This is a genomic window from Amycolatopsis nalaikhensis (assembly GCF_030264295.1).
GTDB lineage: Bacteria > Actinomycetota > Actinomycetes > Mycobacteriales > Pseudonocardiaceae > Amycolatopsis > Amycolatopsis nalaikhensis.
This window is the reverse complement of sequence record NZ_CP127173.1, coordinates 7,891,806-7,907,268: the sequence shown is the minus strand read 5'-3', so window position 1 is coordinate 7,907,268 and position 15,463 is coordinate 7,891,806. Positions and strand designations below refer to the sequence as shown.

Annotated in this window: 13 protein-coding genes and 3 pseudogenes; 5 read left to right on the top strand and 11 right to left on the bottom strand. The window is 73.7% G+C overall.

Going from position 1 to position 15,463, the window contains the following annotated elements; all coding sequences use genetic code 11:
• The first annotated feature begins 1 nt into the window (after position 1).
• The 4 genes from QP939_RS38610 to QP939_RS38595 are packed head-to-tail and all read left to right on the top strand — an operon-like array spanning position 2 to position 4,857.
• Positions 2-1,354, top strand: coding sequence for a GH1 family beta-glucosidase (locus QP939_RS38610; protein ID WP_285451417.1), 1,353 nt, complete (start codon positions 2-4; stop codon positions 1,352-1,354).
• Positions 1,342-2,283, top strand: a complete 942-nt coding sequence (locus QP939_RS38605; protein WP_285451415.1) for an ABC transporter permease — start codon at positions 1,342-1,344, stop codon at positions 2,281-2,283. The genes QP939_RS38610 and QP939_RS38605 overlap by 13 nt, the downstream gene beginning before the upstream one ends.
• The gene (locus tag QP939_RS38600) at positions 2,280-4,184 is read left to right on the top strand and encodes a dipeptide/oligopeptide/nickel ABC transporter permease/ATP-binding protein (RefSeq protein ID WP_285451414.1); all 1,905 of its coding nucleotides are present in this window, start codon (positions 2,280-2,282) and stop codon (positions 4,182-4,184) included. Before QP939_RS38605 ends, QP939_RS38600 begins: the two co-directional genes overlap by 4 nt.
• Positions 4,171-4,857 (top strand): ABC transporter ATP-binding protein, encoded by a 687-nt coding sequence (locus QP939_RS38595; RefSeq protein ID WP_285451413.1) that lies wholly within the window; start codon positions 4,171-4,173, stop codon positions 4,855-4,857. The genes QP939_RS38600 and QP939_RS38595 overlap by 14 nt, the downstream gene beginning before the upstream one ends.
• A gap of 47 nt (positions 4,858-4,904) precedes the next feature.
• On the opposite strand, the gene QP939_RS38590 is transcribed toward QP939_RS38595, so the two are convergent.
• The 3 genes and pseudogenes from QP939_RS38590 to QP939_RS52015 all read right to left on the bottom strand — a co-directional run.
• Positions 4,905-6,200 carry a glycosyltransferase gene (locus tag QP939_RS38590; RefSeq protein ID WP_285451412.1) on the bottom strand — a complete coding sequence of 432 codons (1,296 nt, stop codon included), beginning with the start codon at positions 6,198-6,200 and terminating at the stop codon, positions 4,905-4,907.
• Positions 6,197-6,601: pseudogene (locus QP939_RS38585) on the bottom strand (phthiocerol/phthiodiolone dimycocerosyl transferase family protein); the annotation flags it as partial. The pseudogene QP939_RS38585 and the gene QP939_RS38590, both read right to left, overlap by 4 nt.
• Positions 6,602-6,629: 28 nt before the next feature.
• Positions 6,630-6,956: pseudogene (locus tag QP939_RS52015) on the bottom strand (phthiocerol/phthiodiolone dimycocerosyl transferase family protein); the annotation flags it as partial.
• On the opposite strand from QP939_RS52015, the gene QP939_RS38580 reads away from it, so the two are divergent.
• The gene (locus QP939_RS38580; protein ID WP_285451409.1) at positions 6,940-7,269 is read left to right on the top strand and encodes a hypothetical protein; all 330 of its coding nucleotides are present in this window, start codon (positions 6,940-6,942) and stop codon (positions 7,267-7,269) included. The pseudogene QP939_RS52015 and the gene QP939_RS38580 overlap by 17 nt on opposite strands.
• Positions 7,270-7,384: 115 nt before the next feature.
• On the opposite strand, the gene QP939_RS38575 is transcribed toward QP939_RS38580, so the two are convergent.
• The 8 genes and pseudogenes from QP939_RS38575 to QP939_RS38540 form a co-directional block, all read right to left on the bottom strand.
• Complete coding sequence (locus QP939_RS38575) at positions 7,385-10,384, bottom strand: beta-ketoacyl-ACP synthase 3 (protein WP_285451408.1); 3,000 nt, start codon at positions 10,382-10,384, stop codon at positions 7,385-7,387.
• Positions 10,385-10,406: 22 nt separating this feature from the next.
• Positions 10,407-10,625, bottom strand: coding sequence for a DUF5988 family protein (locus QP939_RS38570; protein ID WP_285451407.1), 219 nt, complete (start codon positions 10,623-10,625; stop codon positions 10,407-10,409).
• A 26-nt stretch (positions 10,626-10,651) separates the two neighbouring features.
• Complete coding sequence (locus QP939_RS38565; protein WP_285451406.1) at positions 10,652-11,431, bottom strand: ABC transporter permease; 780 nt, start codon at positions 11,429-11,431, stop codon at positions 10,652-10,654.
• Positions 11,428-12,393, bottom strand: a pseudogene (locus QP939_RS38560) (ATP-binding cassette domain-containing protein). The gene QP939_RS38565 and the pseudogene QP939_RS38560 overlap by 4 nt, the downstream one beginning before the upstream one ends.
• A 203-nt stretch (positions 12,394-12,596) precedes the next feature.
• Positions 12,597-13,502: an AraC family transcriptional regulator gene (locus QP939_RS38555; protein WP_285451404.1), complete on the bottom strand. Its 906-nt coding sequence runs from the start codon at positions 13,500-13,502 to the stop codon at positions 12,597-12,599.
• A 279-nt stretch (positions 13,503-13,781) separates the two neighbouring features.
• On the bottom strand, positions 13,782-14,426 hold the full coding sequence (locus QP939_RS38550) for a response regulator transcription factor (RefSeq protein WP_285451402.1): 645 nt from the start codon (positions 14,424-14,426) through the stop codon (positions 13,782-13,784).
• A gap of 250 nt (positions 14,427-14,676) precedes the next feature.
• The gene (locus tag QP939_RS38545; RefSeq protein WP_285451401.1) at positions 14,677-15,033 is read right to left on the bottom strand and encodes a ClpX C4-type zinc finger protein; all 357 of its coding nucleotides are present in this window, start codon (positions 15,031-15,033) and stop codon (positions 14,677-14,679) included.
• 25 nt (positions 15,034-15,058) lie between these two features.
• Positions 15,059-15,448, bottom strand: coding sequence for a hypothetical protein (locus QP939_RS38540; RefSeq protein WP_285451400.1), 390 nt, complete (start codon positions 15,446-15,448; stop codon positions 15,059-15,061).
• Positions 15,449-15,463: the final 15 nt, after the last annotated feature.

Here is a 15,463-nt window from a genome sequence, read left to right as displayed (position 1 = left end):
CATGAGCGAACCGGATCTCGCGTTCCCGCCCGGCTTCCGGTGGGGGGTGGCCACGGCCGCCTACCAGATCGAAGGCGCGTGGGACGCCGACGGCAAGGGACCGTCCAACTGGGACACCCGGGCGCACCGGCCGGGCGGCCTGGCCGGCGGCGCGACCGGCGACGTCGCCTGCGACCACTACCACCGCTTCGCCGAGGACCTCGACCTGATGGCCGGGCTCGGCGTGGACAGCTACCGGTTCTCCGTGTCGTGGCCCCGGGTGCAGCCCGCCGGGCGCGGCCGGTGGAACAGCCGCGGCGTCGGCTTCTACGACCGGCTCGTCGACCGGCTGCTGGACTTGCGCATCGACCCGATGGTCACGGTCTACCACTGGGACCACCCGCAGCCGATCGAGGACGCCGGTGGCTGGGCCGACCGCGACACCGCCGCCCGCTTCGCCGACTACGCCGAGGGGCTCGCCGTCCGGCTCGGCGACCGCGTCCGGCACTGGATCACGCTCAACGAACCGCTTTCGGTCATGCACGCGGAAATGACCGGGCCGCCGGGGGACCCGGTGCGCCGCCACGGCCTGCGCGTGGCCCACCACCTCCTGCTGGGCCACGGCCTCGCCGTGCCCCGCCTGCGCGCCCGCGTGCCGGACGCGGAGATCGGGATCAGCCTCAACCTCGCCGGGACGACGCCGGCGAGCGAGCGGCCGCAGGACAACACCGCCGCCGCGCGGGCCGACGCGTACGAAGACCGGCTGTTCCTCGATCCCCTGCTGCGCGGCGACTACCCCCACCTCGACGGCGGTCCGGTGATCGAAGCGGACGCGGCCGACCGCGCGATCATCGCCGCGCCGCTCGACTTCCTCGGCGTCAACTGGTACGCCCCCGCGCGCATCGCCGCGTCGCCGTCCGGGGTTTTCGGCTACACCCGCGTCGAGATCCCCGGCGCGAGCACCAATCTCCTCGGCTGGCCGGTGGTGCCGCACGGCTTCGGCGCGCTGCTGACCTGGCTGCGCGCGAACTACCCGGACCTGCCGCCGATCCAGGTCACCGAAAACGGCTACCCCGGCCTGGACGAGCCGGACGTCACCGGCTCGGTCCAGGACCTGCGGCGCATCGCCTACCTGCGTGGCTGCCTGCACGAGGTGCGGGCCGCGCTCGACGCCGGGTCGGACATCCGCGGCTACCACGTCTGGTCGCTGCTGGACAACCTCGAGTGGGAGCACGGCTACCGCCCGCGCTTCGGGCTGGTGCACGTCGACTTCGCGACGCTCGCCCGCACGCCCAAGGCGTCCTACCGGTGGTACCGGCAGTTCCTCTCCGGGCAGCGGCGCGACGGGACGGAGGTGGCGACGTGCTCCGGCTGATCACCCACCGCGTGGTCGTGTCGGTGGCGCTCGTGTTCCTCGTGTCGCTGCTGGCCTTCCTCCTGCAGTCGGCCGCCCCCGGCGACCTCGCGCGCTCGATACTGGGGCAGAACTTCAGCGTCCCGGCCTACGACCAGCTGCGTCACCAGCTCGGCCTCGACCAGCCGGTGCTGACGCAGTACGGCCACTGGCTGCGGGACGCGCTGCGCGGCGACCTCGGGTCGTCGCCGGTCAGCGGGCTGTCGGTGGCGGCCGAGATCGGGAACCGGCTGCCCGTCACGCTTTCGCTGATCGGCTGCGCGACGGCGGTCACCGCGGTCGTCGGCGTCGCGCTCGGCGTCGTCAGCGCCGTCCAGGGTGGCCGGATCGGCCGGGTCGTCGACGTGCTTTCCCTGATCGGGTACGCGCTGCCCAGCTTCTGGTTCGCGCTCACCATGGTGACGCTGTTCGCGGTGACCGTGCCCCTGCTGCCCGCCACCGGGTACGTCGCGCTCGGCGCGTCACCGGCCGGGTGGGCCCGCAGCCTGGTGCTGCCGGTCGCGACGCTGGCGCTCCCCGGCGTCGCCGTGTTCGCCAAGCAGACCCGCGACGCGATGCTGGACGCGCTCTCCCGCGACTACGTCACGGCGTTGCGCGCCCACGGGGTTCCCGAGGTGTCGGTGGTGCTGCGGCACGCGCTGCGCAACGCGGCGATCCCGGTGGTGACCCTGGTCGGGCTGACGTTCATCGGGTTGCTGAGCGGGACCGTGTTCGTCGAGTCCGTGTTCGCCATGCCGGGCCTCGGCGGCCTGGCCGTGCAGGCGACCTCCCTGCACGACATCCGGATGATCCAAGGCGTGGTGGTGGTGTTCACGGTGATCGTCGTCGTGGTCAACCTCGTGGTGGACCTGGCCTACGGCCTGCTCAACCCGAAGGCGCGGGTCCGGTGACCGCGGGCATCGAGGAGTTCGTCGCGCGGGGCGTGCGGCCCGGGCGGCGGTGGCGGGCCGCGCTGCGCCGCCCGCTCGCCCTGCTGCCGCTGGGGTACCTCGCGCTGCTGGTGACCGGTTCGGTGCTGGCCCCGGTCCTCGCGCCGGACAGCCCGGTGGCGACCGACCTCGACGACGTCCTCGCCGGGCCGGGCCCGCGCCACGTGCTCGGCACCGACGCGCTCGGCCGCGACGTGCTCACCCGGCTCATGTACGGCGGGCAGATCAGCCTGCTGCACGCGGGCATCGTCGTCGTCACCGTGGTCGGCGTGGGCGTCACGAGCGGGATCGTCGCGGGCTACCTGGACGGCTGGTTCGACCGGGCGTTCACCTGGGTCGTCGACGTCCTGCTCGCCATCCCGGTGCTGATGACGCTGCTGGTCGTGCTGGCCGTCGTGGGCGAGCACCAGACCGTCGTGATGGTCGCGCTCGGCATCCTCGTCTCGCCCGGGCTGGCGCGGGTCGTCCGGGGCGCGACTTTGGCCGTGCGCAAGGAACTCTACGTCGCCGCCGCGCGGGTGTGCGGGCTGCCGCACCACCGGATCGTGACCGCGCACGTGCTGCCGCGGATCGCCGGGCCGATCATCGTCCAGGTCTCGCTGCTGGCGGGCGGGGCACTGCTCATCGACGCGGGCCTGAGCTACCTCGGCTTCGGCGCGCAGCCGCCGGACCCGACGTGGGGCGACATGATCGCGCAGGCGGCGTCGGTGATCGACCGCCAGCCGTGGCTGCTGGTGCCGCCGGGCGTCGTGCTGGGCCTGGCGATCCTGGCGTTCGGCCTGCTCGGCGACGTCGTCCGCGACGCCACCGCCGAGCGCACCGAGCCGCGCCACCACCTGCCGCGCCCGCCCGCGCCGTCGCTGACCCCGCGGGACGAGCCTTCGACGGCCCTGCTTTCGCTGCGGGACATCGAGGTCACGCTGCCCGGCGACCTCGTCGTGGTGGCGGGCGCCGACCTCGACATCGGGCGCGGCGAGGCCGTCGCGCTGGTCGGTGAATCCGGCTGCGGCAAGTCGATCACCGGCCGCGCGGTACTGGACCTGCTCCCGGCGGGCGGCGCGGTCACCGCCGGGAGCCTCCATTTCGACGGTGAAGACCTCGCCCTCGCCGGGCCGCGGGCGGTGCGGGCCCTGCGCGGCTCGCGGATCGCGCTGATCTCGCAGAACCCCGTGGGCGCGCTCGACCCGGTGTTCACCGTGGGCCACCAGGTGGACGAGCTCGTCCGGCTGCGCCACGGCGGGACCCGCGCGCGGGTCCGGGAACGAACGCTCGCCCTGCTGCGTGACGTGAACCTGCGGGAGGACGTCGCCCGCCGCTACCCGCACGAGCTGTCCGGCGGCATGGCCCAGCGCGTCGCGATCGCGATGGCGCTGGCCGGGGAGCCGAGCCTGCTCATCGCCGACGAGCCGACGACGGCGCTGGACGCATCCGTGCGGGCCGAGGTGCTCGCCCTGCTCCGGCGGCTGCGGGCCGAACGCGGGATGGCGATCCTGCTCATCACCCACGACTGGGCGGTGGTGGCGGACTTCTGCCGCCGCGCCTACGTGATGTACGCCGGGCACATCGTGGAGTCCGGTCCGGTCGGCGAGTTACTGACGCGGCCGCGGCACCCGTACACCGAGGGCCTGCTCGGGGCGATGCCGGGCCGCGCGCCCCGCGGCTCCCGGCTCGCCGCCATCCCCGGGTCGGTCCCCGAGCCCGGGCACTGGCCCCGCGGCTGCCACTTCGCGCCCCGGTGTCCCCTCGCGACCGCCGAATGCACCGCGGCGCCGGTGCCGGTCGCCGAACCCGCCGCCGGGCACCGCACCCGCTGCCTCCACCACGCCAAGCTGTCGCCGGGAGGCGAACGTGCCTCTGCTTGAGATCCGCGACCTCCACGTCGAGCACCGCCCGGTGTCCGGAGTGGACCTCACCGTGCGGGAGGGCGAAACGCTGGGACTGCTCGGCGAATCCGGGTCCGGGAAGTCGACGATCGGACACGCGGTCGTCGGCCTGGTCCGGCCGTCGGCGGGCCGGATCCGGTTCCGCGGCGAGGACATCACGCACGCGACCGCCCGGCGACGGCGGGCGCTGAGCACGCGGCTGCAGATCGTGTTCCAGGACCCGCACGGGTCCCTGAACCCGTCCCGCACGGTCGGCAGCACCCTGGCCGAGCCGCTGCGGGTCGTCCACCGGCTGCCGCGCCGGGCGGCCGAGGCCCGGGTCGCGGACGTCCTGGAGCGGGTCGGGTTGTCCCCCGCCGCGGCACGCCGTCACCCGGCTGCCTTCTCCGGCGGCCAGCTCCAGCGCATCGCGATCGCCCGCGCGCTGGTGCTGGAGCCGGAACTGGTCGTCTGCGACGAGCCGACCAGCGCGCTCGACCTCTCGGTGCAGGCCCAGATCCTCAACCTGCTGCTGGACCTGCAGCAGCAGCTCGGGCTGAGCTACCTGTTCATCTCCCACGACGTCGACGTGGTCCGCTTCCTGTGCCACCGGGTGGTCGCCCTGCACCACGGCCGGATCGTCGAGCAGGGCCCGGTCCCGCAGGCGGGCTGAAAGGCCCTTTCCTGTCATCTGATGACAGGAAAGGGCCCTTCAGCGCGTCAGATGAGACGAACGTCCCCTTCAGCACACGCCTCCAGGACCTTCACCGCGTGGCCGGTCCCGTCCTCCGCGCGGACCAGCTCGCCCAGCTCCCGGGCGCGGGCCGGTGCCGTGCCCGCGACGGCGTCGCCGATCGCCCCGGCCAAGCCGTCCGCCGTCAGCTCCCGCAACGGCTGCGGGTTCGGGGCGACGCCCAAGGCGAACAGCCGCCGGGCGAAGTAGGGCTGGTCGAACATGAACGGGCAGACCACCTGCGGGCGCCCGGCCGCCAGCGCCGCGGCGGTCGTGCCCGCGCCGCCGTGGTGCACCACCGCCGCCATCCGGGGGAAGAGCCAGTCGTGCGGGGCCTCCGTCAGGCAGTACGCGTCCCGGCCGAGGCCGTCCGGGCGGATGCCGCCACGGCCCAGGGCCACCACCGCGCGGATCCCGGCCGCACGCACGGCTTCGGCGACGATCCGCCCGGTCCGGCCCGGGTCGCTGCCGACCATGCTGCCGAACCCGAGGTAGACCGGCGGCTCGCCGGCGGCGAGGAAGGCCGCCAGCTCGGCGGGCGGCGTCCACGGGTGCCGGGGCGGGAGGAAGAAGAACCCGGGTGTGTGCACGGAATCCGGGTACCGCGCGCGCGGCGGCAGCACGTGCCTGCTGAACGCCTGCAGCACCGTGGTCCGCCCGCCACCGGGCCGCCGGAGCGGGTCGTGAGCGAAGCGGCGGCGGGGCAGGCCGAGCCCCTCGCGGCGGAACCGGCCCGGGTTGCCGGTGAGGGCCCGAACGAACGTCCTCGTCGACGCGTACGAAACCCGGTTCAGCACCGTGGGCAGCGGGAACGGGAACAGCGGGTCGGGGAACGACGGCGTCGGCACCCAGAACGGCTGCAAGCACACCGGAACCGCCGGGACGCCGAGCAGCTCGGCGAGCGCGTGCCCGGGCACGTTGACCTGGTGCACGACGACGTCGACGTCGTCCTCCTCGGCGAGCATCCGGCCCAACGCCGCGAGGTCGCCGAACACCCGCGCCATCGCGATCCGGTTGCGGCGCGCCAGCCGCAGCCCGAGCCGTTTGCCGCGCAGGCCGCGGAAGTTGCGCTCGACCGCCTCCCACGCCGCGCGGTCGTCGACCAGCTTGTTGGTCCCGTCGTCGAGCGGGACCAGCCGGCGGCAGAACGGGTCCGCGAGCGCGGCCGACGACGCGGGCGCGGCCAGCACCACCTCGTGCCCGGCGCCGGTCAGGGCCGCGGCCAGCGCGGCGAACGGCTGGACGTCGCCGCGGCTGCCGTGGGTCAGCAAGAGCGCCTTCACGCCGACGCACCGACGATCAGCAGCTGCTCGTGCAGCTCCCGGACGAGCCGGTCGACGTCGCCGCGGGTGAAGAACCGGTCGGTGAACACGTGCAGCACCGTCAGCCGGTCCCGGTAGGTCGAGACGTAATAGCCGGGGAAGAACGTGTCGCCGACGGTGTTGAGGATGTGCAGCTCGGTGAACTCGACCCCGGACGGCGCCGGGAACTCCGCGACCACGCCGAGGTTGCTGATCAGCGCGAAGGAGAGGTTGCGCCCGAGCGCGTCCTCCATCGGCGCCGGATCGCGGACCCCTTCCGCCGCCGAGAGCACCTCGTCCATCCGCGCCTTCACCGCCCGGCCGACGAGGACCGGGCTCAACCGCGGGGAAACGCCCGTCTCGGCGACGTACGACATCATGAAGTTGGTGGTCTCGAGCTTCGCCCACCGGCGGGTCGACCCGGCGCCGGAAGTCGACCGGCGAAACGCAGTACATCGGCACCGGGTCCCGCCCGCCGGCCAGGACGCGCTGGGCGACCAGGATCGCGCCGGCCACCAGGCCGTGCACCGTCGTCTCGTAGCGGCGCGCCGCGCGCTTGAGCCACCGCGTCTCCTCGGCGCCGAGGCGCAGGTAGCCGCTGAGCAGCCCGGCCGTCCCGGCGGCCGGCTCGGGCGGGGTCGCGGAGTGGAACAGCCGCCGGTCGTACGGGATCAGCCCGAGCCGCTCGTGGAAGAGCGCCGCGGGAGGCGCGGGCAGGGCCGTGCCCGGCTCGCTCACCGGCTCCTCCCCCGACGCGAACGCCGTGTACCACCGCAGCAGCTCGCGGAAGGTGCCGAGCCACGCGTTCGCGTCGGTGATCGAGTGGTCGGTGCGCAGCGCCACGAACCCGTGTCCGTTCCCCTGGACGAGCACGAGGTCCGCGACGCCGGCCGTGGCGTCCCACGGCAGCCCGGCGATCTTCGCCAGCGCGTCCGGTTCCTCGTCGAGGACGACCAGCCCCGGTTCGTGCTCGGGCGAAACCGCGAGCAGCGCGTCGGGGGCGCTGCCGCGGACGCGGGCCCGCAGCACCGGGTGCACCGTCCACAAGTGACGGAACGCGCGGGCGAGCACGTCGGCGTCCAGGTCGCCGCGGTACTCCGCGGCCATGATCACGACCCGGTCGAGGTGGGCCAGCTCCAGGTAGTTCAGCGGACGTTCCAGCGTGGTCAGGTCCATTTCCACTCCCGCGTGAAGAACTGGGTGCCGTTGACCAGCACCTCGGCCGTGACGGCCGCGTCCGCGGCCCCCATCTCGATCCCGGCCCGGACGACGACCCGGTCGCCGTCCGGGGTTTCCGCGGTCTTCTCGCCGGTCGCGGTCATGCGCGCCGCCGCCGGGTCGTGCTCGGGCACGCCGAGGTCGACCTGCGTGGTCATGGCGAGGAAGTCCCGGGCGTCGCCCGGGAAGCGGATCCGGTCCCGTTTCTCCACCGTCAGCCGGACGGCCGAGCGCAGGTGGTCGCGGGCGATCTCCCAGCGGTCACGCGGCACCGCCGCCGAACCGCGGCGGCCGGGCGGCACCAGGACGTCGGTCAGCGCCTCCGGATCGGCGGCGGGCAGGCTGAGCGTCGTGGCCTGGTGCCCTTCGTACTCTTCGGCGGCGAGGCCGACGTAGTCACCGGGCCCGCGGATCACCCGGACGCCGAGCAGCCCCGGTTCGGGCGCGGGCCACAGCCGCGGGATGTCCGCCTCGGCCAGCACGAGCCGCACCCGGTGCCCGGCGGCGACCTGGTAGCACGTCGGGTCCAGCCGCACCTGGACGACGTCGTCGCGCCGCACCGGGCCGGTCAGGTCCACCGTGCCCGAGGAGATCAGCAGCGAGCGGTCCTGCTCGTCGACGTCGGTCACCTTGAGCACGCACCGGGTCGCGGTCGTGCCCGGCCCGAGGAGCAGCCGCACGCTCGGGCGCCCGGCGACCAGCAGCGGCTCCGGCAGCGGCGCGCTGGTGAAGGCGAGCGTCCTGGCGTCGTCGTCGTGCTGGTCCAGGGGGTAGCCGAACCGGTCGGTCGGGTGCTTGGTGAGGCCGCTCAGCGCGCCGACGGTCGGGTCGCCCCGGCCGGTCACCGTGGCGGCCGCCGAGGGACGGCCGCCCGGCGCGGACCGGTAGAGGTGCCTGGAGCGGGACGCGACGAAGACGTGCTCGGCCTTCTTCTCCGGCGGCCACTGCTCCGCGCGCACCCAGCGGGCACCGGCGCCCTGGACGAAGAACGTGGCGGTCCGCTCGGAGCTGCCCGCGCGCGGCGCCCGGCCGTGCAGCCACCGGTCCCACCACGCGCAGGCCAGCACGGCCGACGGGAACGGCCCGACCGGGGCGACGTCCGGGAACGTGTGCAGCCACGGCCCGGCGATCAGCTGCTTGGGCGCCCGGATCTGCTGGTACGCCTCGATCATCCCGTCGCAGAACAGGTCCCGCCAGCCCGCGACGCACAGCGACGGCACGGTGATCCGCCGCGCGTCGATCCGGCGCTGTGCCCACACTTCGTGGCCCGGCGGGTGTTCCCAGGCGTCGGCGAACCACGGCTCGAACTTGTCCAGCCGTTCCTTCCACACGTTTTCGTAGGTCTCGCGGTCGTCGCCGCGCAACGGGGGCAGCAGCGCGCAGAAGATCTGGTACAGGCTCAGGTGCCCGAACATCCCGATCCCGCCGCGCTGGCCGGCCGGGTGCACGAGGTCGCGTTCGACGTCCGTCCAGCCCATCACCGGGAAGATCGCCTTCAGCGCGGGCGGGCGCCGCGCCGCGACGGCCAGCGTCGTCATGCCGCCGTGCGAAAGGCCCCACATGCCGACGCGGCCGGTGCACCACGGCTGCGCGGCGGCCCACTCGACGACCGACACACCGTCGGCGACCTCGCCGGGCGACAGCAGCGGCCGCGGCGTCCCCTCGGACGTGCCGATGCCGAAGCAGTCGACGTACAGGACCGCGTAGCCGCGTTCGGCGAAGTAGCGCAGGTAGCGGCTCGCGGCGATCCCGCCGAGCCCGTCCTTCCGTCCTGTGTGGAGGGTCACCAGCGCGGGCACCCGGTGGGCCGCCTTCGGCAGGTAGAGGTCCGCGCCGAGGGTCAGGCCCGGCTCGCTCGACGGGATCCGCACGTCGCCGAGCACCTCGACCTCGTGGGTCGGCGGGCGGGAGTGCGGCACCCGGACCGGGGGCCGGATCACCGGGAGCTCCCCCGGCTTGCGCGGCCGGGTCCAGCGGAGGGTGGCCCCGCCCCAGCTCATCCCGCCGCCGAAGGCCACGAGCAGCACGACGTCGTCGTCGAACAGGAGGCCCGCGCGGACGGCGTCGTCGAGGGTGATCGGGACCGACGCCGCCCCGGTGTTGCCGTACCGCTCGACCGTCAGGTGCAGCTGCCCCGGCCGCAGGTCCAGCGTCTTGGCCAGGTCTTCGAGCATTCGCCCGTTCGCCTGGTGCGGCACGATGAGGTCGATCTCCGGCACCTCGAGCTCCGCCGACTTCGCGACGTCGACCACGAGGTCCGGCAGCACCCGCGACGCGAGGTCCCGGACCTGCCTGCCGCGCATGGCGAAGAAGTGCTCGCCCGCGGCCAGGGTCTCCTCGCTCACCGGCCGCCTGCTCCCGCCGCCGGGCACGGTGACGAAGTCGGCGGTCGTCCCGTCGGACCCGAGCGCGCTCGACAGCAGGCCGCGGCCGTTGCCGCGCTTGCCGAGCACGACGGCGCCCGCCCCGTCGCCGAAGAGCACGCACGTGCGCCGGTCCTCGTAGTTCAGGATGCGGGAGTAGGTGTCCGCGCCGATGACGAGGGCGTTGCGGGGCAACGGATCCGCTTCCAGCAGAGCGTGCGCCGTGACCAGGGCGTAGACGAAGCCGCTGCAGACGGAATCGACGTCGAACGCCGCGGCGCGCATCGCGCCGAGGTTGGCCTGCACGGCGCAGGCCGTGGCCGGGATCGGCTGGTCGGGGGTCGAGGTCGCGACGATCAGCAGGTCGATGTCGGTCGCGGCGAGGTTCGCCGCGCGCAACGCGTGCTCGGCGGCCCGCGTGGCCAGGTCCGACGTCGCCTCCTCCGGGCTCGCGACCCGGCGTTCGGCGATGCCGGTCTTGTCGAAGATCCACTGTTCGCCGACGCCGAGACGGCGGCCGAGCTCGGCACTGGTGAGCACGGTCTCCGGCAGGTACGAGCCGGAGCCGAGAATGGCGGTGTTCATGACGCTGGCGCCTTTCCTCGCGCTATTCCGCGACTTTCGTGCGGTCGCACCAGACGAAGACCGCGCCGTCTTCCGGTACCGACTGGGGACGGGGTTCGGGGACGAAGTGCTCGTAGCCCGCCCGGTACGGGATCTTCAGCCGGTTCGACACGAGGTCGCCGCGGCGGACGAGCACGGTTTCGGGCATTCCGTCGGGTGCTCCCTTCAAGGTCACTTTCACGGTCGGCTCGGCAGAGCCCATGGCCGTTCACCTTTCGGATCGGGGCGTCATCCGACGCGCCGGTGGTAGGCGCGGATCGCCAGGGGGAAGAACACGAAGAGCACGGCGGCCGACCAGGCCAGCGCCCCGGTGAGCGGGCCGGTGACGGGGCCGCCGTCGAGCAGGCCCCGCACGGCGTCGGCGAGCAGGCTCACCGGGTTGACGCCGGACCAGGCCCGCAGCCAGCCGGGCATGGTGGCCGCAGGGACGAAGACGTCGCTCGCGAACACCAGCGGCATGAACAGCGCGACGGCGCTGCCCTGCACGGCGTCCCGGTCGCGCAGCACCATGCCGAGGAACACGGTGACCCAGCAGAAGCACAGCCCGGCGACGACCAGGACCGCCGTCGCCGCCAGCACCTCCGGCACGCCGGTCCGCACGCGGTAGCCGAGGACCGTGCCCGCGCCGAGCAGCACGGCGATCGCGACCAGGTAGCGGACCGCGCCGGCGAGCACCACCCCGGTGAGCGGGGCCGACCGGGCGATCGGCATGCTGCGGAACCGGTCGAACACCCCGCTCCCGGCGTCGCTGTTCAGGCCGACCCCGGCCGACAGCGTCGCCATCAGCACGCTCGGCACCATCAGGCCGGGCACGAGCTGCTGGAGGTACGCGCCGGTGCTGCCCGCGATGGCGCCGCCGAACAGGTACCCGAACATCACGAGGAACAGCAGCGGCTGCACGGTCACGTCCACCAGGTGCTCGGGGTTCCGGCGGATCTTGAGCACCCCGCGCCCGGCGAGGATCAGCCCGTGCCGCAGGGCGGCCGCGGGCGGGACGCGGCCGGTCATCCGGCACTCCCTTCCCGCGCGGGCGTCCCGTCCGGTGCGGCCGGTTTCCCCGTCAGGGCCAGGAAAACCTCGTCGAGGCTCGGCAGCCGCAGGCCCACCTCGGCCACGGCCAGCCCGGCCTGGTCGAGCTTCCGGACCAGGGTGGCCAGCACCATCGGGTCGGCGGCGGGCGCGGTGAGCAGCCCGCTGCCGAAGTCGCGGGCCGGGGTGGTCCCGGTCAGCCTCCCGAGCACGCGCGCGGTCGCGTCCATGTCCCCGGCCACCGCGGGCCGCACCTGCACCGTGCGGCCGCCGACGCGCCTCTTGCAGCTCGCCGGGGCTGCCGTCGGCGACGACGCGGCCCGCGTCGAACACCGTGACGCGGTCGGCGAGCCGGTCGGCCTCCTCCAGGTACTGGGTGGTGAGCAGCACCGTGACGCCTTCGGCCACGAGTCCCGCACCACCTGCCAGAGCTCCCGCCGCACGTGCGGGTCGAGGCCGGTGGTCGGTTCGTCGAGGCAGAGCACCCGCGGCCGGCCGACCAGGCTGGCCGCGAGGTCCAGCCGGCGGCGCATGCCGCCGGAGTAGGTCGACGCGGGCCGGGCGGCGGCCGCCCCGAGCTCGAAGCGCTCGAGCAGGTCCGCCGCCCGGTCCCGCGCCGCGGGCCGGGACAGCCCCAGCAGGCGGCCGAGCAGCACCAGGTTTTCCGTGCCCGTGAGGTCCCCGTCGACGGACGCGTACTGGCCGGTGAGCCCCAGCAGAGCACGAACCCGCGCCGGTTCCCGCTCCACGTCGATGCCCCCGACCCGGACCAGGCCGCTGTCCGGCCGCAGGAGCGTGGCCAGCACGCGGACCATGGTCGTCTTCCCGGCACCGTTCGGCCCGAGCACGCCGACCACCGTGCCCGCCGCGACGGCGAAACTGACGCGGTCGAGCGCTGTGGTCCGCCCGAACCGCTTGACCAGGTTCTCCACCCGGATCATCGGCGGCACTTTTCCTCCTTCACGCGTACCCGTTTCCGGCTGGGCGGGGAACCCCGTTTCCCGCCCGAGGTCCATGATTCCGCGGCGGGCACCCGCGCCGACATCCGAAAAGCGAACAATTCCACCCGTCCGCGGAACTCGGAGCGGGCACGAAAAAAGGTGCCGCCCGCGCACGCGGACGGCACCCTATTTCCGGGCGGAATTCACCGGCGGAGCGTTTCCGACGGCCGTTCCCCGAACCGCTGCTGGTACCGGGCGGCGAAATGCCCCGCGTGCAGGAACCCCCATTCCGCGGCCACCTCGGTCACCGTGACGGCGTCGGACTGGGCCGCGCGCAGCTGGTCGCGCACCCCGCGCAGGCGGATCTCCCGCAGGTACTCCATCGGGCCCATCTTGAGGTGCTTGCGGAACCCCAGCTGCAGCGACCGCTCGGTGACGTCGGCCTCCCTCGCCAGGCTGGCCGTCGTGTGCCGCCACTTCGGGTGGTTGTCGATCCACTCCAGCGCGATGCTCACCGCGCGGGTCGGCGCGGCGGGCACCTCGCCGTCGAGCATCCGGGTGTAGTTGCTGGGGTGGCCCATCAGCAGCGCGGTGACCAGCGTGCGCTCGAACATCTCCGCGACCGCGTGCCGCTCGATCAGCGAGCCGGGACGTTCGAGCTCGGTCACCAGCATCCGCAGGCCCCGCAGCCAGCTCCGGCCGTTCCCCGCGTCGACGGCCATCACCGGGGCGAACCGCAGCGGCTTGCGCAGCGGCGCGCCGAGCAGGTCGCTGAGCCGGGCTTCGAGCCCGGTCCGCTCCAGGCGCACGACCAGCTGCGCGCAGTCGCCGGGCCAGCGCAGGACCACCGGGTCCGCGGGCGAGAGCACCGCGGCGGTCGCCGTCGTCAGCCGCACCCGGTCGCCGCCGCAGCGCGCCTCCGCTTCGCCGGCGATCGGGACGAACACCGCGAAGAACGTTTCGGCCGGCTCGGAGTCGAAACGCACGGACCCGCCGTAGTGCAGCACGCTCATCGACATGTCGCGCAGCCGCACGTAATGCATTCGCGCGTCGAACCGCTCGCCGCCACCGAGCACCCGCAGGGTGTGCGGCGCCAGAACGCGGCTCACCTCGTCGCGCACATGATTCGGATCACAAGAACGGAAGAGCTCGTAACGCGCGAGCGGCAATCCCGACGCGGAGCCGTCTTCCCTGGACAACACCGACCTCCGTCCACTGTTCACGATTTCCGGATCGGAAGCCGCCGCACCGCGTCTTCCTCGGATCTCCGCGCGCACCCGCGCGCGACCACCACCGGGACTCCGAATTCGGAACCGCACCGGCCGCGAATCATGGTATGAGGACCGTCGCCGCGACCGCATCGGTCGAAAGAACGAATATCGACGATTTCACACGATCCCGAGGTCGCGGGCCAGCGCGGCCAGCTGCGTCCGGCTGCGCAGGTCGAGGCGCGCGAGCATGCGGGACACGTGGGTCTTGATCGTCGACTGGCTGAGCCCCAGCTCCGTCGCGACCTCCAGGTTCGAGCACCCCCGGGCGACGAGCCGGAGCACGCTCAGTTCCCGGTCGGTCAACGGGATCCGCGTCCGTTCGGGCATCCCGTGCGGCACCCGGCCGCGGAACTCGTCGAGCAGCTCCCCGGCCGCCGCGGGGGCCAGCCAGCCGCCGCCGGCCGCGACGGCGCGGACGACCTCGGCCCACGCGCAGGGTTCGGCGCCGTCGACGACGTAGCCCCGGACCCCCGCCCGCGCGGCGGGGACGACGTCCTTCGGGTGGTAGGTGTCGGCCAGCAGCACGACGGCGGGTGGCCGTCCGCCGCGGGCGATGTCCCCGGCGACGGTGACGCCTTCGGCGTTCAGCACGGTCCGGTCGAGCACGACGACCGACGGCGAGAACTCCTCGAGCGCGGTCATGATGTCGCTCCAGGTCCGCGGCGCCCGCGACCGCACCTCGATGTCCGCCTCCTCGGCGAGCTGACGCCCGATCCGGCGGGACCGGCGGGCGCAGGACAGGATCAGGAGGACGCGGATCACGGTCGCGGCGACCCGCTTCCACCGCAGTGGTACGGACCAATGACCCCGGACAAACCGCTTCACCTCCGCGCTCGACGACGACTCCGGAACGTAGCGCAGTGACGACGAAGCGCACCAGCGGCACACCGCTGATCTTCGTCCCATTCGCGTACGTCACCGGTTCGCCGCAGCGGGGTGCGCCGTCCGGTTCACCCGGTCGGCGCAGAAGGACGCACGGCGCCGTCGCGACCGTCCTGAGTGGACAGTTGGGTCACTCCTCGCCCGAGAAGCGCTCCCACGCCGACTGGCGGGTCATCCCCAGTGCTTGGCCGATCTGCGCCCACGTGCCACCCAGGGACCGCGCCTTCGCCACCCAGGCCGCCAGGTTCTGCTGGACCTGGCTGGTCGCCGCCGAGACCGGGCCCAGGTTCGACAGCACCTGCTCCAGCGGCAGGTCGTGCTCCCACGGGGCGATGAGGGGCGCGTCCGCGGGCTTGCCCTCGATGGCCGTCACGCACAGCTGCACGCAGCCGTCGCAGATGAAGACGCCCGGGCCGCCGATCAGGGTTTCCACCTCGGTGTTCGGCTTCGCGCAGAACGAACAGCGGGCGATCACAGCGTTGCTCATCACGACCTCCTTGTCAGGCGGGACCTTACAGCCGTAAGGGTTCGCCTGACAAGAGGAACGCCGACGTCCAGTCCGCGAGCTCGGTGAACCGGACCAGCAGGTCCTCGATCTCGGCCCAGCGGCGGTGTTCCCGCTCCAGGTCGGGCACCAGGAAGTCGTCGACGAGCAGCAGCAAGGTCGCGATCTCGTAGGCGACGTCGGCGAGCTGCAGGAACGGCCGGTACTGCGCCTCGGTGCCGGTCCCGTGCCGCGCGGCCCACTCGCGGGCCCCGAGCCCGGCAGTGCGGCAAGCGGACTCGACCGAACGCCGGATCGCGCCGCGCCGGGAGTCGGGCCTGCCCTCGGTGAGCGGGGCGATGTTCCACGCCACCGACAGCAGGCAGCACCCGGCGTCGTCCATCGAGTTGTGCTTCACGCGACGTACTCTGCG

Excerpts from the sequence above, each read along its gene's own strand:
- QP939_RS38545 (WP_285451401.1), bottom strand. The coding sequence starts at position 15,033 with ATGAGCAACGCTGTGATCGCCCGCTGTTCGTTCTGCGCGAAGCCGAAC.
- QP939_RS38575 (WP_285451408.1), bottom strand. The coding sequence starts at position 10,384 with ATGAACACCGCCATTCTCGGCTCCGGCTCGTACCTGCCGGAGACCGTG.
- QP939_RS38565 (WP_285451406.1), bottom strand. The coding sequence starts at position 11,431 with ATGACCGGCCGCGTCCCGCCCGCGGCCGCCCTGCGGCACGGGCTGATC.
- QP939_RS38610 (WP_285451417.1), top strand. The coding sequence starts at position 2 with ATGAGCGAACCGGATCTCGCGTTCCCGCCCGGCTTCCGGTGGGGGGTG.
- QP939_RS38570 (WP_285451407.1), bottom strand. The coding sequence starts at position 10,625 with ATGGGCTCTGCCGAGCCGACCGTGAAAGTGACCTTGAAGGGAGCACCC.